Source organism: Pseudoalteromonas sp. SCSIO 43201, from assembly GCF_023716725.1.
Lineage (GTDB): Bacteria > Pseudomonadota > Gammaproteobacteria > Enterobacterales > Alteromonadaceae > Pseudoalteromonas > Pseudoalteromonas peptidolytica.
This window is the reverse complement of record NZ_CP072684.1, coordinates 836,086-857,813: the sequence shown is the minus strand read 5'-3', so window position 1 is coordinate 857,813 and position 21,728 is coordinate 836,086. Positions and strand designations below refer to the sequence as shown.

Sequence of the window (21,728 nt, the reverse complement as noted above, 5' to 3'; positions counted from 1 at the left end):
GGTTAATATGACAATAAGAAGAATAGGTGCTGAGGGCGGTACAGGAACCGGAGGGCAACATTTACCCTTTGCACGAGCAGTTGAGGCTGGTGGTTGGCTTCAGGTTTCAGGGCAAACACCGATGCGAGATGGGGAAGTTGTCGAAGGCGGGATCGTTGAGCAGTCACGCCTAGCGATTGAAAACTGCATCACGATTATGACTGAAGCAGGCTATGGCCTTGAGCATGTCACTCATGTGTCGGTGATATTAACGGATGCAAGATACTTCCAATCTTTTAATAAGGTCTTTGCTGAGTACTTTTCAGCACACCCTCCTGCACGGATCTGTATGGTGGCTGATTTGGTCGTGGATTGCAAAGTAGAGGTTGACGTTACTTGTTATAAAGATCAGCAGGCGTAGCCATACAAAGCTGCACAAGAGGGAAGAGATGATGGATAACCAGCAAATGTATTTGCTTATTTTTCTGTTGTACTTGTCGGTGATGATAATAGTGAGCTGGTTGACATCGCGATGGCAACGTTCAAATAGTGACTACTTATTGGCTGGGCGTAAAGTGCCACTATTACTGACATTAGGTACAACCGTTGCCACTATGGTTGGCACTGGCTCATCGATGGGAGCGGTAGGGTTTGCTTATCAACATGGCTGGGCAGGCACGCTTTATGGAGTTGGTGGAGCAATGGGAATTTTATTACTTGCCTGGTTATTTGCTCCAGTCAGGGCTGAGCGCTTTGCAACGATGAGTGAGGAGTTGGCAAGTTATGTTGGTAACCATCAAATGGTTAAAAAAATACTAGCAATATTGATTTATGCTGCCAGCGTTGGTTGGTTGGGCGCACATTTAATTGGTGGAGGCATGTACCTTGCTTGGTTAACAGGACTTGATGAAACCAGTGCTAAGCTCATTATTGGGATAGGACTTGCCGTTTATGTGACCTTAGGTGGGTATTCTGCAGTAGTATGGACGGATGCCATTCAAGCCATTATTTTATTCTCAGGCTTTTTGCTAATGAGTTATTTTGTTGTTGACGTGGTAGGCGGCTGGCAAAGTTTAACCAATGTGACTGTTGCCAAAGATGCGGGGCTATTTTCATATCAAAACATAGGTATGTTGCCAGCAATCTCCATGGCGCTTGCAGTGCTGGTTGGCGTCTTAGCAACCCCCTCGTTTCGCCAGCGGATCTATTCGGCTAAAAGTATAGCGAGTATTCGTACATCATTTTTTATCTCAGGAGTGCTTTATTTAGGGTTTTCGCTTATTCCTGCGGTGATAGGGATAGGAGCCTATGCCGTGAACGCGAATTTAGATAACCCTGCGTTTGCCTTTCCTTATTTAGCGTTGACGGCGATGCCCGTACTGATAGGTGGTTTAATTTTGCTGGCGGGGATTTCTGCAACGCTGTCGAGTGCCAGTTCAGATGCAATTGCTGGTGTGAGTGTATTGGTCTCTGACATCTATTTAGCGTGGTATAAAAGTAATATTACGCCGCGCAACTTGCTACTAACATCAAAAATAGCCATGTTGATTACAGTCTTTTTGGCATTATTTATTGCGGTGTTATCAAATAATATCATCAGCTATATCACCAAGATGATTTCGCTTGTATTGGCTGGGCTTTGTGTGATGGGAGTGTTAGGGCGCTTTTGGAAAAGCTATACCTGGCAAGGTAGTTTGGCCACTTTACTTGCTGGTTTTATTGCTACGTTGCTTGTGGGGGCGAATGACAGCTGGTTGGCTTTTTTTGGTAACCCAATTATTCCGGCGTTGTGTAGTGCGCTACTATTTGGGGTATTGACGAGCATAGTGACCAAACCAAGAAACGCCGAGTTGTCAGAAGAGGTAAAAGTAACCTCATGAAGTCAATGATAAAACGGATAGTCTTTTTTGGTGAATGTATGGTGGAGCACAATGCTGATGGGGTGACTGCGTTTGGTGGCGACACTTTTAATACCGCTTGGTATTTGGCGCAATTACTCAGACAAGTCAAACATGACGAAATCACAGTAAGTTATGCTACTGCTTTGGGCACCGACGGTGCCAGTGCTGATTTGACCGCGATGCTATCAGCCGCTCATATTAATCAAGATTATATTATAGTCACACCAGAAAGTTGTTTGGGTGAATATTGGATATCTCTTGATAATAATGGTGAAAGGCGCTTTACCTTTGCCCGCGATAAAAGCCCAGTAAAAGCGTATTTCAATAAAGAGCAACGCCTCATACAAGCACTACAAGATAAACAGGTTGATGCGATTTACCTCTCAGGGGTAAGTCTTGCCATTTTATGTGATTCACAAAGGCGATGTTTATTCCAAGCATTAGCCATGTTTAAAGAAGCCGGTGGCATGATATTTTTTGATAATAATTACCGCCAGGCGCTGTGGCCTAGCTCTGAGGCAAAGCAGAGCTATTTGGCTCTGATGCCACTAGTAGATATTGCATTTTTGACTGATGCGGATGAATATGCCGTATACGGCACGCAAGGCGTCAATGAAATTATATCTTTGCACCAACAACGAAGCATGCAGCCGCAAATTTTAGTCATACGTCAAGGCGCAAAGCCATGTCTATTGGTTTCTTCTAATGATACTCCAGTCATTTATATTGCAGCGCAACATATAAAGCCAGCGTTTATTCTAGATACCTGTGGCGCTGGAGACGCATTTGCTGGTGGGTTTATGGCACAGTGGCTGTTAGGCACTGAGTTGCGTTCAGCTGCGCGTTTTGCTCACCGAGTGGCGGCTAAGGTTATTCAACATCACGGTGCGCTGATCCCTGAGCACTTACTACCGAGCCTAGAGACGCAGGAATGTCATTATGAAAATGCCCTTTAGTATTATCCTATTTAGCATATTGTTACCCATATTTGCAGTAGCGGCAGCGCCACTGCCACTTATGCCGATGCCAAAACAAATCGAAATGGGCACAGGCACACTCACGCTCAACAGCGAAGTAAAAATAGCAGTTCATGGTTTTGGATCACAGAGAAAAGCGTTTCAGCTTGCTAGAGTAGCGCAATACTTTGAGCGTATTGCAGGAAAGCCTATTGCTTTACGCGTTGTTGAGGGGGAGAAAGCAGATTTAACTATTCGTGTAAAACAGGCTGAAACCCAATTAAGCATGCCTCAACTGGGGATGCCAGAAGACTACACGCTAAACATAGATAAAAATGGGATAACCCTATTGGCAACATCAGTTTTTGGGGCGCAACACGGCATCTCAAGCATACTACAACTGGCGACGGGGGATCCTCTCAAGCCGCTGTCGTTTCCCTATACCAGTATTTCAGATGCTCCGCGCTTTACTTGGCGAGGCCTGCTGATTGATAGCGTTCGTCACTTTATGCCAATTGCAACTATAAAGCGCCAACTTGATGGTATGGCTGCTGCAAAACTGAATGTATTACATTGGCATTTAACTGACGACCAAGGTTGGCGTATAGAAAGCAAGGTGTTCCCGAAGCTAACCAAAATGGCCTCTGATGGGCTCTATTACCGCCAATCTGAAGTTAAGGAAGTAATTGAGTACGCGAGCCTTTTAGGTATTCGCGTGGTGCCCGAATTTGGCATGCCTGGTCATGCGAGCGCTATAGCCGTGGCGTATCCTAAGTTAATGGCCAAGGTTAAATCGTATGAGATGGAACGCCACTGGGGCGTTTTCAAACCGTTACTCAATATTGCTAACCCTGAAGTGTATGTATTTATTGATAACTTACTGGCTGAAATGGTGAGTTTATTTCCTGATAGTTACCTTCACATTGGCGGTGATGAAGTTGAGCCTGCGCATTGGCTTGAAAATAGTGAAATACAGGCGATGATGTTGCAGCATCAGTTAAAAAACGGCCATGATCTTCAAAACTACTTTAATATACGTGTACAAAAGCTAATCGCCAAATATCAGCGAACGATGATGGGGTGGGATGAAATTTTTCACCCCGCACTGCCTAAAGATATTTTAGTACAGTCGTGGCGCGGTCATGACTCGTTAAATACAGTAGCAAAAGCTGGGTATGCAGGCATATTGTCAACGGGTTTTTATATCGATCAACCCCAGTATTCGTCATTCCACTACCGTAACGATCCGTTACCAGAAAAACCGCAAATTAACCTCACACAGCCACGTGTGATGAGTCTTGCCTTTACTGTTCCACGCTTAAAAGGCAGCGCAATTGAAGGAGAGTTGGTGGTGTTGGGTGAGCAGGTGCTGATCAAGCTAAATAGCAATCTGCACCAATTGGTTAAAACGGATAAACCAATCACACGTGAGACACTGCAATTTATCGCGACGATGGACAGCTGGATGGGGCCACTACAATTTGAGTTTAACCGAACCATAAACAGCGGTGCAATCATGATAGGTAACAGCCGCTACCCTCTGACTATTGCAAGCATAAGTAACCCTGCCCCTGTAAATGTGTCGGCCTCACTTAGTCGTGATAATCATGCCCTGATTTTAGGGGGAGAAGCGACAATTTGGAGCGAAATGGTTACTGAGCATAATCTTGATGTCAGAATTTGGCCACGGCTTTTTGTTATCGCTGAACGTTTATGGTCTGCACAAAGCTTCACTGATAGCGACGCCATGTATTTACGGCTCGAGCATATTAGTGACTTTTCGCATCGCGTTATTGGGCTTAAGCATAAAGTGCAACAGCGCTTGGGTTTTAACTCACTAATTAGCACAACACTAGGAGAGTCAGAGCGTATTAAAACACTTGAGTTACTTACCCATATTGCACAGATTGTTGAGCCAAGTCACTACTACACACGTCATCATATTAAATTTTTACAGGACGAATATCATCAAATAGCACCACTCAATCGGTTTGTTGACTATCTTGGCGTTGAAAGTCGTCAAGTCCGAGAACTTGACCAATTAGTTACACGGTATGTTGCAGGAGATGTCGCTGCATTAGTCCAAATTGAGAAGCAGTTACAACACTGGCAAATGAAGCTACAGGATGCAAGCTTATTACGGCATAGCCCTGAACTGACTGAAGTACACGCAACTGCGCTCAAGGTATTGCAATTGATTGAGCTTAGCCAACACGTGCTGGAGGAGTGTAAAGGGGCTTTACAACCTTCACAAACTTCGAACTTAAATCAACAGTTATTGGCATTACAGAGCTTGACGGATGAAATCGTCATTACCGGTATTTATCCGATGCGAACGCTCTATCTTCATTGCCAATCAGTAAATAAGCATTGAATAGGAACATCATGAAAAAAATTTTGTTGAGCTTTTTGTTACTACAAAGCAGCGGCTGTGTGATAGCCAATACAAATGCAGATACCGAGGACTGGATCGTTGATGGCGTGTTTACGCAAGGTATTGAAGGCCCCGCGGTTGACAGCGCAGGAGTGTTGTATGCGGTGAACTATCAACAACAAGGAAGTATTGGCAAGGTAACGGCAAAGGGTCAAGTAGAAACGCTACTGACATTCAAAAATGGCTCTATTGGTAATGGTATTCGTTTTGATAAAGAAGGGAACATGTATATTGCTGATTACATCAACCACAATATTCTGAAAGTCACCAGTAGCGCGCTCAAACAAGGCGGTGATTTATCAGAATTTGTGAGTCTATTTGCACACCATGATGGCATGAACCAACCAAATGATCTTGCGATTATGGATAATGGCATTCTGTTTGCCAGTGATCCAAACTGGCAAGCCAGCAGCGGGAATTTATGGCGTATAAACACGACAGGAGAAGTAACTTTACTCGAAGCGGGTATGGGGACGACGAATGGCATAGAAGTCAGTCCTGATAATAAAACCCTGTACGTGAACGAAAGCGTACAACGCAAAGTGTGGCGCTATGACATAGATGAACAAGGTAATATCAGTAACAAGAAACTATTGATTACGTTTAATGATTTTGGTTTGGATGGCATGCGTGCAGATAACCAAGGCAATCTCTACATTGCTCGTTACGGTGCAGGTGTTATTGCTGTAGCCTCACCAGAGGGTGAATTACTTAAAGAAATTAAATTGACAGGCAAACACCCAACCAATGTTGCTTTTGGCGGTAACAATGGCAAGCGTTTATTTATTACGATGCAAAAACGTGGAGCCATTGAGATGGCCGAAGTTGAGTTTGCAGGTCGTGAAAGATAATGGGGTTATACCAATTTGACTTAATACGTGCTCAATTTGAAGGAGTAAATCTGACGCTAACAGTGTTAAAAATTTCTCATTTAGAACAACTAAATAGCAAAATTTTTGCCTTGCCTACACGGATGTAGGTACCTTAGCGATAGCAGGACGCGGTAGCGGAGTTATCGACAAGATTTTCTTGCCTCAAAATAGACCACTTAATTAAGCAAATTGGTATTAATCTTTTTGAGTAATGGTATGAAAAAATAAACCCTGCTCAAAAAGCAGGGTTTATCAACAACCTGAGCCCTATATGGCATATAGGGCTTTTGGCTTCTTTATGTAAATTTATTTCAATTAAAAGCGATAGCTAACTGATGCTGCAATTTCATCAATATTATTCTCTGAAATAAAATAATGACTGTAGTCAACACCCAAGTAAATAGAGCTATTCAGCTGGTAATGCAGCCCAGCCCCCACATAACCGTTGGCGCCACTTTCTTTATGTAACAGGCTAGCACTGCTGTTCAGCCTACTGTTAATTTCAGATTTCCAACTGAGTACACCGACAAACAGCTTACCTACTAATTCGCTGGCTAGATTGGTTTCATAGCCAACCTGCAATGCAGCACCTTTTGGAAGAGCTGGGGCTATAGAAGACAGTGTTTTATGTATTTCACCGGGTGTTGCTGATAGACCACTGAACTCAACTTTTCCTTCACCCAAATCAATATATCTCAAACCAATATCCCACTGTGGAGTTAATTGATAAAAAGCACCGATAGACCAGCTTGTACTTTTTTCATCTAGATAAGTGGTAGCGAACGATTCGTTTGATACGTCACTGTCCGCTGATGTGACACCGACAGTACCCGCAACTTTCCATTCACTAGCCATCGCTGACGTGGTTACTAGCGCTATGCTGCTCACCAGTGCAAATGCAGGTAAACCTGATTTGCTGCGACGAAGCACCAATGCAGAAATCAGTAATAGACTCAGTAAACCCATGCTACCGGATGAACTGTTTTCAACTTTGCCATGAGGTGTGGTCTTGACTGTGACACTTACTTCAGCCTCTGCTTTGGTACCAAATTCATCGCTAATTACGTAACGAATAGTATCTATACCTTCAAAGTTATTTGCTGGAACATAACGCAATTTTGCTCCTTCGATAGTAACAGTACCGTACTTAGCGGTGGCTGAGACTAAGGTAAGTGCTGAACCTTCAGGATCGGTGTCATTGGCCAATACGTCTAGCATTATCGTAGTGCCATCTGTGTTGGCACTGTCATTGATCGCATTTGGCGCTTGGTTATTGACGATAGAAACCATTACCACACTTTGTGCTGTACCACCGACTCCGTCTGTAATACCGTACTGAATGGTTGCAATTCCCACAAACATAGCGGGCGCTGAGTAACTTAACTGGTTTTCTACCACGTCAACTTGGCCAAAGTCGACTGATGCACTAGTAATGGTTAGCGTATTGTCATCTGTATCCGTATCGTTAGCTAGTGCATCGAATACCACATTTTGGCCTGCAAATACGGTCAAGGCATCGCTGTTTGCGACCGGTAAGCTATTGCCTGATACTGGCACTGCAACACCACCTGGGTCCACCACAGTTCCATTAGCAACGCCATCATCGTCGTTCGCACCACCATCTTGAATACGCAGCTGCACACAGTAATCACCTTCGGTCATACCGTCTGTCCACTGGGAGTCCCCCGGAGGAGGGCAGAAGCCTAGCTCACCACGTGCAGATAGCACTTGGTTGCTTGCATCAATCACAAAGTTATTCCACTGGCCATCTTTGAACTTACGGTATACCGCATTGGCTGGAATAGGTTTACGTTGTGGGATCACAATGCTGTACACATCCCCATCTTTTGGCAGACCTACTGCAATGTAGTCAAAGATACCGCCAATGTTGAGCGCTTCAGTGTCAGTGGTAACTTCACTGTCCAACAGCCGTATACCGCCAGTTTGGTTTTGTGCAACAGTGGCACCTTTACGCAAGCAAACACCAGCATCACCTTCTACTAAGAATTGTGACGATTGATCCACGTGTTGTGGCATTACATTACAGGTATCGATGTTATCTAGGTAGTCAGGAATACCATCACCATCTGAGTCCTGGTAGCCTTCTTGGTTATCAGGGATCAAGTCGCCATCGCTATCGCTGTCTGACAAGGTTGCGAGTGCATCGACTACTTCAATATACACTTCAGTTTTAGTTGACAGGCTAGGTGTAGCATCGTCAGAAGCAATCACCACCACTTTGTAAATACCAACCGCAAGTGACTGAGGATTGAATGTAAATACGTTATCAGTGAATGATAAGTTTTCAAGCTCACTTGAAGCTTGCCACTCAACGTTTACTTGGTCGTTTGGATTCACATCGGCAACCTGTGCAGTAACCGACACCTCTGCGTTGGTTGCTGTTACTAGACTGCGCTCCTCACCATTTTGCGAAACCACTGTACGCACGTTTGGTGCTACATTGTCTTCAACAATTGTGATAGTTGTGGTTGATTTAGCACCTGCATTTACACTATCACCTAGGCTAATGACTATGGTTTCGTTGCCTTCCACTTCGCTGTCTGCGAATACGCTGAACTCAATGCTCGCTTGCGTTCCGGAGGTAATAATAAACTCACCAGACTGTAAATCATGATCCGCTGCGTCAGCCGTACCTGTTACTGTATACGGAATAGTGACAGGGTAACTTGGCGCATCACCGTTTAGGTAAACGTTTACATGGTAATTGCGGTCTTCGCTCACTTGGCTGTCTTTTTGCAAAGAGACAAGAGGATTAACCTTGACCACCTGACTTGCAACCACTTCTTGACCTTGGCTGTCTTGTGCTTTCCAATGTACAAGGTGATTTCCCGGCGAGAATATTGGCTGAGCTTTATTAAGCGAGACTGGCAGGGCAACCCCATTACTGTCATTGGCCGTGGCTGTACCTAGGTCGACTTTAGTAAACAAGCCTGTAGCATTAACTGTAATTGCCGGTGGCGCGATAATTGTTGGTCTGGTGTCGCTGTTTGAATTACTTGAAATCGTGACCTCTGCTCGGCCTTGATCTCTGCCTTTATTACTATCTTCAATAGCATAAGTGATCACAGCCTGTCCTTGTGACATTCCTTCTACAAGCAGATTCAGTGCGTTACCTTCAATGACAACACTGCCATATGATGACTTTGCACCGACAATACGAAGTGCATCACCGTCTGCATCGGTATCATTTTCTAAGACTGGTAAAGTATATTGGCCAGAATTAGTCGCGGTGAATGAATAGCTGTCATCTATCGCGATGGGTAAGTCATTGACTGCTGTTACTATCATCGTTACGGTTGCGACAGTAGAGGTGAATGTACCGTCCTTGACGACATAAGTGAATGTATCTGTACCATTAAATTGAGGTAGAGGCGTGTAATTGAACACCTTACCTTGAACTGAAAGTTGGCCACGTTGTGGTTGGTTTTGAACTTCAACAGTTAAGGTGTCACCGTCAATATCGCTGACGTTGGCTACAAAGCTGGTTGTACCGTCTTCTTTAACCGTTTGCTGCATATTGTTAGCAATTGGCGCTGCGTTCACTGCCAACACTTCGAGGTTAAACGTAGCAAGACTGTCGCTTAGCAAACCATCGCTAACGCTTATCACAATGCCACGGTAAGTCCCTACATCATCACGTGTTGGTGTACCTGACAGCACCCCAGACTCTGTGCTGAACTCAGCCCAGTTTGGTTTGTTGGTAATAGTAAATGTCAGCGACTCGGAGTCAATGTCTGACGCAGACGCCGCAAAGCGATAAGGCTTATCTTGTTTCACATTAAGTGTTGGCGTCCCAGAAATCACAGGCGCATCATTTACGGCATTCACTGTGATGCTAAACGCATTTAGGCTGGTTGTGGTTTTACCATCGGTTACTGAAATGACAATGCCAGCATAGTTGCCATCTTGACCTTCGGTTGGTGTACCTGTTAACGTACCCGTCGCGTCATCAAAGCGTGTCCAGCTAGGCTGATTTTCGATAGAAAACGTCAACGCATCTTGATCCACATCGCTAACAGCTGGCGTAAATCGATAGGCTTGATCCTCATCAACTGACTGAGATGGCGTACCTGAAATTACCGGTGCATCATTGACCGACTCAATGGTGATGGTTACTTTCGCTTGGTTGGACACTAACCCTTCGGTGTCTTCAACTGTGTATATTAACTCGTCATTACCAAAGTAGTTGCCATTTGGCGTGTATAAAATAGCGCCTTTTACAGTAACTTTAGCGGTACCATTTTTTGGTTGTTGAACCACAGTCACCGATGTTGATTTCAACTCACTATCCACGTCGGTGTCATTACCTAGTACATTCACTTCAACACTGCCATCTTCTAGCAGTTGTGCTGTGTTTTCTTTTGCCACAGGCGCGTCGTTTACAGGGGTAATTGTCACTTCAACACTAGCAGGTTCTGAGCGCAAATCTTCGCTATCAGCTACGGTATAAGTAAAGGTAAGTAGACCGTTTTTGTCCTGCTTAGGCGTAATAGTTAGTTCCCCATTATCACCAACAGTAACCTTGGCTAACTCGTAGTCACCACCATCTTGTAACGTAATTTTGGCAGCTGCGAATGTTTCATCTTCAATGTCTTCATCATTAGCTAAAATAGCTAAGGTGACTGACTCATCTTCTTTGGTCGTCGTTGTGTCGTTTGTAACTGTCGGACGGTCATTGACTGCACCAATGTTGATAGACACTTCCGTTTCGTTTGACTCTGCGCCATCGTTGTCGGCAATCACATACTTAAAGCTGTCTTCTTTGTTTGCGTTCTCATTTGGCGCGTAAACAAGCGTACCTGCTTCTTGGTTAATGGTGACTCTACCTTTACTTGGCTGTTGAGTAATACGAATGTCGCCTTTCGGGTTGATGTCTTCAACGTCAGTTGCTGTTGCTCTTACCGCTAACGCGTCTGATGTTGTGTCTTCATCAATGTTAACGATGAAGCCTGCTGCTTTTGGAACGTCGTTTACCGCCCTAATGTTAACTTGCACCTTGGCTTCTTTCGATACCTGCTGCTGAGTGTCTTTTACAGTGTAAGTAAAGCTATCTTCACCATTAACATTGTCATTCGGGGTGTAGATTACAATACCGTTTTCGACGTTTACCTTACCTTTGGTTGGCTGAATCACCAGAGTCATCGAAGACTTATCCATATTGTTTTCAGGATCGGTGTCATTGGCTAACAAATCCACTTTTGCCGATGGCGTGTCTTCTGTTAGGTTAATCACATCGTTCGCAACAGTCGGTGCGTCTTCAACGGCTTCAACTGTAATAGTCGCAGTATATTTATCAGACTCTGCTTTGGCGTTGTCTTGGTAGTAGAAAGTAAAGCTATCTTGATGGTTTTCGCTACCATCATGAATATATTTATAGCTACCGTCTTGGTTTAACGTCAGCGTGCCGTATTTGGGTTGGCTACCTGCAAGCACAATAAGCTTTTCATCAAGATTATTAGCAGTGTCATCGTCTTTGCCGTTCTCCATCAAGCCACCTGTCGCGTTAACTTCTAGTGTTTCACCTTCTTTAACGTTAAGTATTACGTTTTCACCAGTCGGTGCGTCATTAGTATTAATCACTTTTAGATCAAAGCTATCTAAGCTAGTTTCATCTGTACCATCGTTAACGGTAATAATGATCCCTGTGGTTTCACCCACGTGCTCGTTCTTTGGTGTACCAAATAAGCGTCCAGTGGTAGGCTCAAACTTCGCCCAACTAGGTGTTTTATTGATCGTAAAGGTATGAGTATCGCCTTCGTCGGTGTCTGTTAATGTCGGCGTAAAGTCAAACTCGCTGTCTTCATCTACCGTAGTTGCTGGTTGACCAGATAGCTCAGGTTTGAAGTTATAACGCTTTGTCACTGAGGCTGTTACGGCGTCACTGGTGTTACCCGCTTCATCGGTTACTAGTATTGACAGTGAAATTTCACCTTCGGGAAAGCTAGATAAGTCAATATTCGCGATAGTTTGCTTGCCATTAACCGCTGCAAAATCAGGTGTAAGTACAATTGGCTCTGGCATGCGACCATCAACCATTTGACCTGTGAAAGTCAACTTAAGTGTGCCTTTTTCTTCCAAGCCGGTAAGCGTAATGCTGGTCGTTTGTTCATTGGCTTTGTTGATCAGTGTTTGATCAAACATCGCTGTAATACCCGCAGGAGCTTTGGTATCAACCGTGATAGTAATGTTATCACCGAAAAGTGTATTGCCCGCGTTATCAACCACACGCACAGCAAAAGTATGATCACCATCGCTATAAGTGCCTGCAGGCTGAAGTGACCAATTGCCATCGCTCCCCGGTTTTGCAGAACCAACCACTTCACCATTGACGAGTATTTCTACGGTATCGTCTGTGCTAGCAGTACCTGAAAAAGTAAACGTGGTTTTGTTAGTCAGTTTATCATTTTCACTGCTAGTTGAATCACCGCTTAGTTTGATTGTTGGTTGAGTCACTGGTTTATCAGTGTCGATTATAAGCGTATACGCCACTGACGCTGGGCTATCGTCACTGAATTCGCTGCTATCAGTAGCCGTTGCTGTAATGACATATGTGGCTGAGTTCTCAGCTAGCTCCGACGAGGTAATAGACCATTTTCCTTCATTCACAACGCCACGACCAATCTCATCACCATTTGCAAGTTTGAGGATAACAGTGGAACCATTTTCACCTGTGCCGATAAAAGTTGGAGTGCGGTCATTAGTGATATTGTCAGTAGTTATACCCGAGTTCGAGTCAACATGAAGCGCAGGAACCGATGGCGTTGCAGGTGCAATATCATCTTTTACTTTAACCGTTAACGCTTGCTCAAAAGCTGTCGTTCCGTCATTGCTCTGTACACAAACGGTGTAGTCTCGTGCTTCAAGTTTTTGTTTAGAAAGCAGTTTATTTTCCGTGATGGTAAATGCTGTGTTATCCGTGTTCGCTGCACAGCGACCATTATCACTTGTACCTGCTGTTACCAAGGCATAGTGATGACTGTCACTCGCATCAACGTCTGTGGTTTCAACGGTAATAACTGTTTTATTTTCGCCAGTTATTGATTGATTAACTTCTGTCGCTGATGCGGTAATGGCCGTTGGCGCATCGTTTACGTTAACTACTTCCAATGTAAACGCTGGTAGGCTGACAGTGTCTTTTTCATCAGTTACACTGATAATGATGTTTTCAATTTTACCTACGTGCTCATTTTTCGGCGTACCTCTAAACTCACCTGTGCGCGTATCAAAGGTTAGCCACGAAAGCTTGGGATCAGTTAGGTTTTTATTGATAGAAAAAGTAAGCGCATCACCTGCGTCGGTGTCTGTCGCACTGGCTTTAAAGTAATAAGGGCTGTCTTCATTTACTTGAGTCGCAGGCGTGCCGCTGATCACAGGTTTGGCGTTATATTGTTTTTTAGCTGTGTCGGTCGCAGCTGCGCTTTCGTTACCAGCCCAATCGCTCACAACCACAGACAGTTTCAACGTACCTTCAGGTAAGCTTGTTAAATCAATATTCTCTAGTTTTTGCGTACCTGTTGTTGAAGTGATCAGTGTTTCTCTAACTATTGGTGTTGCATTTTGACCTTCAACGGTAATGGTTGCTGTTATCTTACCTTGGCTTTCTAAGCCAGAGATAGTGATGCTCGCGGTTTTTTCATTTTCTTTGGTGAAGTCGTCTTGATCAAACGCGGCAGTGATGCCCGTTGGAGCCGTTGTATCAACCTCAATAGTATTACTAGAACCGCTTGCGGTATTACCCGCTGCGTCATTCACGACAATTTTAAAAGTATGGCTACCATCAGTCAGTGCTAGGTTAGTTGGAAGCCTTGCGGTTAATCTGCAACAAAAACTACCAGTATTAAAATCGGTGACATACGTTGATGTACCACTACCAACCTTATACAAGCTATATCTGTGGCTACTATCCCCTGAACTGGTACTGGTAAATGTTGGTATCTTTTCTTTTGTTAGTTTATCTGTACTAGATAGTCCAGTATCACTCGAAGAGGATAATACGATTTCAGGATATTCTTTCGGTGGGACAGCATCTATCCTTACAGTCTGTTTTGCTGATTCAGCACTGGTATTTCCAGCAAAGTCTGTTGCTGTTGCGTAGACTTTCGAAGTCTCATCAATTTCCCGACGGTTTGGGTATTTAAGGATACCTGTGGCTTTTATTTCCCAAGTATTGCGATAGTCTGGCAGCCTCACTCTACCCAATTCAATCGTCTCAGTTGTATTAATCTGAAGATTTTGTACAGTCCGCTCAGCATACAGTATCACAGTCGAGTTTGGTTCTGCAGTACCTGTAAATGTTGGTTCCTTTATATTGGTAATCTGATCAGACTTGCTTCCAGAGTTTGAAGCATCAGTCATAGTAGGTATTGAAGGCGCTTCTGGTGCCTCGTCATCTATAATGCTGAATTCGATTGGTTTTTTAAATGTTTCGCCTTCACTGTCTTTACTTAGCACACAGACTGAGAAGTTACCATTAAACCCGTTATATCCGGTCATATTGTATTTGCCATGCAAACTCCCTTCAACAATCGTAAAGTACATATTGTCAATGTCACCAGAGTCACCGTTGGGCAGTGAGCATGTACCAGCAGTCGCTTGTGTTGCGCTTGTGGCTAATTCATAGGTATGTGTATCCCCAGTATCTGGATCTACCGTTGACAACGCACCTAAGACTTTCGATGTGCCAAGTTCACTATGTTTAAACGACGTTTTAGCAAGCGTTATATCTGTTGGTGCGCGGTTTGGAAAAGCAATTTTTACCCCTAGTGTATTGTCACCTTGGCTATCGGAAATACCATCATTAAAGGTATATTTAAGTGATACGTTATCTGAGGGGGTCTGAGAAGTGTTTTTGTATTTTATTTGAGCAATGGCGGTGTTTAAGCTAGTTTTTGAAAGCTTGGAACTATCGCCAGATTTACGGTCAAACTTTATTCTTAACACGCCCTCTGAGTTTTTCTCTACCTTGCCAAAATGTTGACCAAAGATTTCGAAGTTACCGTTTTCAGCCAAGTTAGTATATGGATGTGAAAAAACATCTTCCTGATTTGCGCCGCCATCACGCATGATTGTGAGTGTACTACCAAAATAGTCACCTTGTGCTGACAGTTCGCTGTCATATATCTCAAGTTGCGAAGTTATCTGTACCGGTTCGCCACCGAGCTGATAAGCTGCTCCGGCGATAAGCTTTCTGAAAACAGGCGGGGTGTTAGCTGGAACCACAGCATCTGATACACGAACAGATTCTATAACGTGTCTATAGCCATACTTTCCATTGCGTCGACCATTACTGTTGATCATTGGAAAGCGTATATCTACTCTATAGACGTTATTCCAAGCATCGCCCGCAGGGTTAATTGGACGTTGCTCTTCTAGGTCAATCTGACCCACTGAGTAAGTTTCGACGAATTTACCGGAGGCAGAATAACCTGTCAGCTCAACATGCAAAGCATAACCATTAACAACATTGTAACCTGACTGAGCATAAATCGAAAAACCTAGAAACTTAAACGCTGTATTGTTTTCTGTATATAATTTATACCCTCTATTACGTGTAAGACCACTATCATCTTTTGATGATATCACCGTATCAGAGTAAAAGTCAGTGTTATAAATTGTCACTTTTTCTTCGTCGAGTGTTTCTCCCTCTCCTGCATCAGCAAAAATGGTTATTTGTTGCTGAGCTGAATTAGTAAACGAAGAAGTGACATAATCACCCTGATTCTGGGAAGTGAAAGCGAGCGTTACACCTTCAGCTAAAAGATTCGATGAGTACATCATGCACGTAAATAACCAAGAGAATGTTATTCCCTTGATCAATTTGGTTAGCTTCATATTTACTCCATATTCAGGTTTTACCCTGAGGTAACCAAAAAGTTAAAACAACGATGAGCTGGCATGTGAGCCATGCCGTGTTCATTTCTATATAAAATAAAACTTATTATTAAATTCAATAAAATGGCGGTACTTAATGGGCTTAATGATTTTCAGCTCCGTTGTTAAGCCCCCAATTAACCGCATTATTTGGTGGTTGTAGGTAGAAAACTCATACTGGCCTCCAATCCAAATAACACTCAAAGCGGTAACCGTGGAACAACCCATGCAGGGTGCCAATAAAGTCAAATCGCAGGCTTGAAAACATGGTACTTTTTAACGTCAAGAAAGACTTAAGTTGAGTATAAGTTGAATGTTTCAGTAGCCATTTTACTGAGGGTTTTACATAGTCAATCGCGGGCGGGAAAACATTTCTTTTTTGTTGTTTTTGCATCACGGCTCTTATTGCATTCAAAGCATGTTGTTGTTTGTGTCGTTTTTCATTGTGCGAGTAAGTCCGCACTATCTTTATCAAAGACTGATTATCAGAGCAGAGAAAAATACCTATATTGCCCTCTCACAATGGCTTAGTCGCCAACAAAGAAGTTATTGCGACCGGAAGTTAGAGCTATATAGTTAGTGTACCAAATTGCTAAACAAAGATACATTACAGGGTATTACATAAATCTATAGTAATTAATGACTTGCGATAAAAAAATGATAACAGAATGATAGCATGGTGTTACTGTTTCAACCCATTGCTGCTAAGCCACAGCTTAGTTTTTTACTTGTCTAGCTAAGGAGTTTTAGCAGAAGCACCGCATTTGCTGACACAAGCTATTTAAAGGTAATTGGATAACGTGGAAGTTTATCGAGGAAGAGCCACTAATCGAGTTAGAACAGCTGATACTCTATGAATATATTGCCAAGTACAGACTAAGATTGGTAGATATTAGCTGGTTTATGCGGGTACTCAACGAGGAGATTGCCCGCAGGGCAAATAAAGAAGATGAATGTACTGGCAGATTTTGGGAAGGCAGATTTCAAATCTCAACCCTTGTTAGACGAGGCCGCATTAGCTGCCTGTATGGCATAAGTCGACTAAAACCCCAATAGAGCTAAATTAGCTCCAACGCCTGAAACCGCTGACTTTACCAGTATCAAAAAACGCACCGACCATGCAAGGCAAATGACCAAACAGCCGATTACGTAAGGTTTGCGGACAGCCCCGACAACACATGTTAAAAGTCCTGCCTTTCGAACTCAAGGCTTACTTAGAGTTAGTGGAGCTTACGGGTAAATGTATACGCACCGATAAAAAAGGCGCTATTTTAGAGTTTTAACCAATTTTGTCTTAACTAAACATCGAACCTGATTTTTTGGATAAAGCTCACAACACTATTTTGTTGGGTTTTTTGCAGGGCTGCAGGTCGAGCGCAGGTATTGAAAACTTACTGTGAAACACTCAAAAAACGACGACGCACAAATCTGGCAAATTGTGAATGTTTGCTGGTTTAACCAAATAAAGCCTTTAGCTACAACTCTCCAAGCTATACAAGTCATGCTAGCTTTTTCGTGTGCGGTACACTGATTTTGGCGTCGAGAAATACGTAAATACTACCAGCTAGAATATGCTATTTTTGTTCCTAACTTTTCCACCAGTAAGAAGTGCATACAGGCGCATAGAAAAGCTAATGCCCTGAATGGTATCCCAATGTTCGACAAGGCGCCCATTTTCCACACGCCATGTATCCACAATATTAAACCCCTCGGTCTCAATGCCTCGATGTTTGGCCTTTAAAGTTACATGTGAATGCAATACGACATGGTCACCATCAACGAAAATATGTTTGATGTCGTAACTGAACTCAGGGGCATTATTTACAAGACTGCTTACAGCTTCAATGACGCCTTCAATTCCATCTGCGATGTTTCGGTTATGTTGTATGTACTGTTGGCCATAAAAAAGCTCGCGTATGCCATTGAAGTCGTGATCATTCATGATGCGCTGTACAAATTCGACAGCAAGCTTAGCGTTATGTAAATCTGTAACTCCACCCAATTTAGTACAGCTCTTTCGTAGAATTTTATGCTGCCTCAAGGTAACCAATTGGTGTCATATCACCAAGTGAATCATGAGGCCGCTCATAATTATAAATACTTAACCACTCATCTATGATTTCACGTACTTCTTGCAGTGATTCAAACAAGTATAAATCTAGCACTTCTTCACGGTAACTTCGGTTAAACCTCTCCACAAAGCCATTTTGATAAGGGCTACTAGGTTTTATAAACTCAAGTTTAATACAGTTTTCCGTCGCCCACGTTTCCAGCATAGTCGAAGTAAACTCTGGGCCATTATCTACTCTAATTTCGCATTGGTGCCAGAGTAACTGCTTGTGCGATGTGCGAGTGGCAAAATAAAGGTAAACTTAGCTCCGCCAAGTTCAGTTGAGCAACCAACATGACAGCTACCCTTATGCCAAGTGGCAATCTTGCGTACAATTGCAAGGCCAAGTCCATACCCTCCACCGCCTTTGCTACGGCTTGCATCAAGTCTAGAAAAGGGCACAAATACGGATTCCCACTGTGATTTTGGGATCCCATTACCATCATCTTCGACCTGAATATAGGCATATTTTTTGTCACTTTCGGTACGGATCATGATGGCTGAGTTGCCGTACTTGTCTGCGTTTTGCACAATATTTTGGATAGCGCGAGATAAATAATGTGGGTTGGCTAGGAGGATAATTTCATCGCAGCTGCCTTGAAAGGAAACCTGTTTATCAGTGAGTTTACTTAGCTTGCTTATTTGGTCTTGAACTAACTCATTAAGGCTAAGCGGGATCAGCTCCAGCTTTTTTACTTCAAATTCTAGCCGCGCATAGGCCAGCATTTCATCTATCATGGCCTCCATTTCCAACACATCATCAGCCATATCATTGCCTTGCTCTCGACTGTTTTCAGGTAGCATTGCAAGAGCAAATTTAAGTCTAGCCAAAGGGGTACGCAGATCATGAGACACAGCGTTGACTAATAGCTTTTGATTGTCAATCAGTCGTGCCACTTGCGATGCTAAGTGGTAGATTTGCTCTGTAAGATTAGAGATAGCAGAGAATCTAGAGCGTCGCGTCGTTTTAGGCACCTGACCTTGAGCGAGGCATTCGGTAATATAGCGAAGTTGTAAAAGGTCAAGCCAGAGCGGCCTTATCCACAACATGAGTAAAAAGGCCAATACAGCATAAGAGAGTAGCTTGATAAGCCATTGCTTGTTGGTCGCAGAGGTTGCAGGGGCGAGCGGCCCTAGTTGCAGCAATAAAGTTGACTCTGGTATTTTGAAAGTCAGCCAAGCACTGCCGGTATCATCAAAACTCGTTAATATACCACCCTGTTTTAGGGTACTAGCTTGTTCTGGCAACCAAGCCACATCATCCATATCGAGTATTTTTATGGTGTCTGACTCTTTGGGTAAGCTATTTGGAGAAATACTGGACTTCAGTGTGTGTGCTATGGTTTTTGCATGGCGCAACTCGTCAGGTGCAGAATGCACCCAATGCGTCCAAATTGCTTCACTTACTTGGTTAATAATAACAATGCTGGTAAACACAGCTACATATAAGCTGAGTAATAGCTTTAACACAGATAAACTAATCCCAAGCAGACTTTGAACAAAGGTAACCTTTACCCCAAACGGTAATGAGTCGAGCCGGTTGCTCTAAGTTGTCACCGAGTTTTTTACGCAGACGGCTAATACGTACGTCTACACTTCTATCCAAGCCATCGTATTCACGTCCAACTACATGTTTGTAAATGTAATCACGGCTGAGGGTTTCTCCAGCATGACCTGCGAGTGTCTTCAATAAGTCAAATTCATAACTGGTGAGCTCTACTTCATGATTGGATAAATAGACTTTTCTGTCTGATTTATTGATCCGTAACTTGCCAAGCACGATAGAGTCTGATTGTACTTGTTCGCTTTGTGTGCGCCTTAATAGGGCGTTTAGCCGAGCCAGCAATACATAGGGTTCTACTGGTTTAATAATATAATCATCGGCACCAATTTCTAGTCCTTTGACATGATCAAAGTCGCTATCTTTGGCAGTTAAAAATAAAACTGGCCCTTTAAATTCACTTCGAGCCGCTTTACAAATGGAGAAACCATCAAGTCCGGGCAACATGATATCAAGAATAAGAATATCGGGCTTTTCTGCTTCAATCGCTTTTATCGCATTGATGCCATTGTGCAATTGTACGACTTCAAAGCCGTTGTGAATAAGAAACTTTGCGGTTAACTCCGCAAGCTTAACATCATCTTCAACTAGTAATACTTTTGCCATTAAAACACACTCCAGTCGCTTCTCAGTTTGCGTCGATATTGCTGGTTGACGCTTGTGTGTAGTTCGATAGTTTGTTTCGCAATCATGTTATTTTTAGCATCCCTCAAGCTAAAAATCATGGATTTTGATAGCGAGATGGTCTGTGTTGATTTTGCCTCAGCAGTTTGCTCCCAACATTGTAGTTTTTGTTCTTCTTGAAATAAGCACAAATTTCTTTGGAAGGGAGATTGCCACGCTATTTTTGCGGTCATTTCACAGCGTTGTCCTGCTTGCTTTACCATACAAGTAATGGGTTTAATTTCAAAGTTAACTTCATTGCTAGGTGTGGTTGAGGCGGTGCTAGAAGCACTAAACATTATAATTATTATTAAGTACAACCTAAAATTCATATTTTCCCCCGACAAAGACTGTCGCGGTATAGCTATCCTCGACTATCGGGCTATCTGTCATAACAGTGTCAAGCTGTTGATATTTCGCGTTAAATTTGAAAGTCCACGATTTGCTTATGGGATATGAATAAGCAAAACTCAAATAGGGCTGGTAACTTGAGCTACCTTCATACCACAAGGCTGAGTTAAGGGTGTCGGCTTTATCAATCCCATAGTAGTAATCGATTAACTGTCTACTTTTCCATTTTAGTCCTGCTTTGATGAGTGCATGGGCATTTGGTGTATTATTGAAGCGGAATCGGTAACTTATACCTATATCCGCATTATAACCTTGATATGTGTTGGTGATGTCGCTCAGCCATGATGCTGTTACTTTGACATTATCATTGATAATCCAATGTGCTAGCACTCCCCCATCAACTGCCCATTTCCTTGACTTAATATCATCAAGTGAGATGACACGTTGCTCCGCGAGAAACTCACCTCCAGGTAATTCAGCACTGGCATCTAACAAACTTTTTTGTACAAAAATATTACTCGGGTGGAATTTCTCAAAATACGCTTGTTCTGTGTTAAATGTGCCAATTAAGCTGATGTCAAATTGGTCGTGATAGTAGAGTGTATAGCCTAATGTTCCATTATCTAAAAATAGGTTCTCGCCGTAATAGCTGATATAAGGCACTGCAATCAAAGGTATGTTATCACCGCCATGTAGTGGGTTGGTGATCACCCCGCCACCGAGTGCGACACCAAAACGCCATTGGCCAATAGCTGTACATTCGCTGTCATTGGCGTCACATGGCACTGTATTGGCACTTACCTTGGCGGCGAGCAGCAAAGTTAAGGCCACTAGTAACTTTTTCAATGTGAAACTCCAGTTTGAGTGATACAAATTTGTTTCGTTAGCTGATCTATTTTAATGACAGAAAGCAGTGTTGATAACACCACTGTTGCATTTTGTTATCACCAAGCCATTTGTGTCCATGTTGGTGACGTTAAATAAAAAGCGGTAATGCCGTCAGTGTTTGA

11 protein-coding genes and 2 pseudogenes are annotated in these 21,728 nt (G+C 43.1%); 6 read left to right on the top strand and 7 right to left on the bottom strand.

From position 1 onward, the window contains the following. Nucleotides 1-7 precede the first annotated feature (7 nt). Genes J8Z24_RS20280 through J8Z24_RS20260 form a run of 5 tightly spaced genes read left to right on the top strand, consistent with a single transcriptional unit; the run spans nucleotide 8 to nucleotide 6,121 of the window. The gene (locus J8Z24_RS20280; protein ID WP_252095747.1) at nucleotides 8-400 is read left to right on the top strand and encodes a RidA family protein; all 393 of its coding nucleotides are present in this window, start codon (nucleotides 8-10) and stop codon (nucleotides 398-400) included. 31 nt (nucleotides 401-431) lie between these two features. Next, nucleotides 432-1,859: a sodium:solute symporter family protein gene (locus J8Z24_RS20275; RefSeq protein WP_252095746.1), complete on the top strand. Its 1,428-nt coding sequence runs from the start codon at nucleotides 432-434 to the stop codon at nucleotides 1,857-1,859. Next, on the top strand, nucleotides 1,856-2,836 hold the full coding sequence (locus tag J8Z24_RS20270; RefSeq protein ID WP_252095745.1) for a sugar kinase: 981 nt from the start codon (nucleotides 1,856-1,858) through the stop codon (nucleotides 2,834-2,836). Before J8Z24_RS20275 ends, J8Z24_RS20270 begins: the two co-directional genes overlap by 4 nt. Then, nucleotides 2,820-5,210: a family 20 glycosylhydrolase gene (locus tag J8Z24_RS20265; RefSeq protein WP_252095744.1), complete on the top strand. Its 2,391-nt coding sequence runs from the start codon at nucleotides 2,820-2,822 to the stop codon at nucleotides 5,208-5,210. The genes J8Z24_RS20270 and J8Z24_RS20265 overlap by 17 nt, the downstream gene beginning before the upstream one ends. Nucleotides 5,211-5,221: 11 nt before the next feature. Next, a complete protein-coding gene (locus J8Z24_RS20260) occupies nucleotides 5,222-6,121 on the top strand; it encodes an SMP-30/gluconolactonase/LRE family protein (RefSeq protein ID WP_176032677.1) in 900 nt (299 codons plus the stop codon). A gap of 336 nt (nucleotides 6,122-6,457) precedes the next feature. On the opposite strand, the gene J8Z24_RS20255 is transcribed toward J8Z24_RS20260, so the two are convergent. Further along, nucleotides 6,458-15,994: a tandem-95 repeat protein gene (locus J8Z24_RS20255; protein ID WP_252095743.1), complete on the bottom strand. Its 9,537-nt coding sequence runs from the start codon at nucleotides 15,992-15,994 to the stop codon at nucleotides 6,458-6,460. Nucleotides 15,995-16,804: 810 nt separating this feature from the next. On the opposite strand from J8Z24_RS20255, the pseudogene J8Z24_RS20250 reads away from it, so the two are divergent. Then, nucleotides 16,805-17,491, top strand: a pseudogene (locus tag J8Z24_RS20250) (transposase); the annotation flags it as partial. 106 nt (nucleotides 17,492-17,597) lie between these two features. Here J8Z24_RS20250 and J8Z24_RS20245 read toward each other — a convergent pair. From J8Z24_RS20245 to J8Z24_RS20220, 6 genes and pseudogenes are all read right to left on the bottom strand, one after another. Next, nucleotides 17,598-18,035, bottom strand: a complete 438-nt coding sequence (locus J8Z24_RS20245; RefSeq protein WP_252095742.1) for a nuclear transport factor 2 family protein — start codon at nucleotides 18,033-18,035, stop codon at nucleotides 17,598-17,600. Nucleotides 18,036-18,060: 25 nt separating this feature from the next. Then, a pseudogene (locus J8Z24_RS20240) lies at nucleotides 18,061-18,348 on the bottom strand (transposase); the annotation flags it as partial. After that, nucleotides 18,336-19,613, bottom strand: coding sequence for an ATP-binding protein (locus J8Z24_RS20235; protein WP_147389926.1), 1,278 nt, complete (start codon nucleotides 19,611-19,613; stop codon nucleotides 18,336-18,338). The pseudogene J8Z24_RS20240 and the gene J8Z24_RS20235, both read right to left, overlap by 13 nt. A gap of 7 nt (nucleotides 19,614-19,620) precedes the next feature. Next, nucleotides 19,621-20,310, bottom strand: coding sequence for a response regulator (locus tag J8Z24_RS20230; RefSeq protein WP_128732428.1), 690 nt, complete (start codon nucleotides 20,308-20,310; stop codon nucleotides 19,621-19,623). Continuing rightward, entirely contained in the window at nucleotides 20,310-20,666 is a 357-nt protein-coding gene (locus J8Z24_RS20225; RefSeq protein ID WP_241651713.1) for a DUF3019 domain-containing protein, read from the bottom strand. The genes J8Z24_RS20230 and J8Z24_RS20225 overlap by 1 nt, the downstream gene beginning before the upstream one ends. A 22-nt stretch (nucleotides 20,667-20,688) precedes the next feature. Beyond that, entirely contained in the window at nucleotides 20,689-21,564 is an 876-nt protein-coding gene (locus J8Z24_RS20220; protein ID WP_217704717.1) for a MipA/OmpV family protein, read from the bottom strand. Nucleotides 21,565-21,728 lie beyond the last annotated feature (164 nt).

What these genes read in the sequence shown, in the direction of transcription:
- J8Z24_RS20280 (WP_252095747.1), top strand. Translation starts at nt 8, where the DNA reads ATGACAATAAGAAGAATAGGTGCTGAGGGCGGTACAGGAACCGGAGGG.
- J8Z24_RS20275 (WP_252095746.1), top strand. Translation starts at nt 432, where the DNA reads ATGGATAACCAGCAAATGTATTTGCTTATTTTTCTGTTGTACTTGTCG.
- J8Z24_RS20270 (WP_252095745.1), top strand. Translation starts at nt 1,856, where the DNA reads ATGAAGTCAATGATAAAACGGATAGTCTTTTTTGGTGAATGTATGGTG.
- J8Z24_RS20265 (WP_252095744.1), top strand. Translation starts at nt 2,820, where the DNA reads ATGAAAATGCCCTTTAGTATTATCCTATTTAGCATATTGTTACCCATA.
- J8Z24_RS20260 (WP_176032677.1), top strand. Translation starts at nt 5,222, where the DNA reads ATGAAAAAAATTTTGTTGAGCTTTTTGTTACTACAAAGCAGCGGCTGT.
- J8Z24_RS20255 (WP_252095743.1), bottom strand. Translation starts at nt 15,994, where the DNA reads ATGAAGCTAACCAAATTGATCAAGGGAATAACATTCTCTTGGTTATTT.
- J8Z24_RS20230 (WP_128732428.1), bottom strand. Translation starts at nt 20,310, where the DNA reads ATGGCAAAAGTATTACTAGTTGAAGATGATGTTAAGCTTGCGGAGTTA.
- J8Z24_RS20225 (WP_241651713.1), bottom strand. Translation starts at nt 20,666, where the DNA reads ATGTTTAGTGCTTCTAGCACCGCCTCAACCACACCTAGCAATGAAGTT.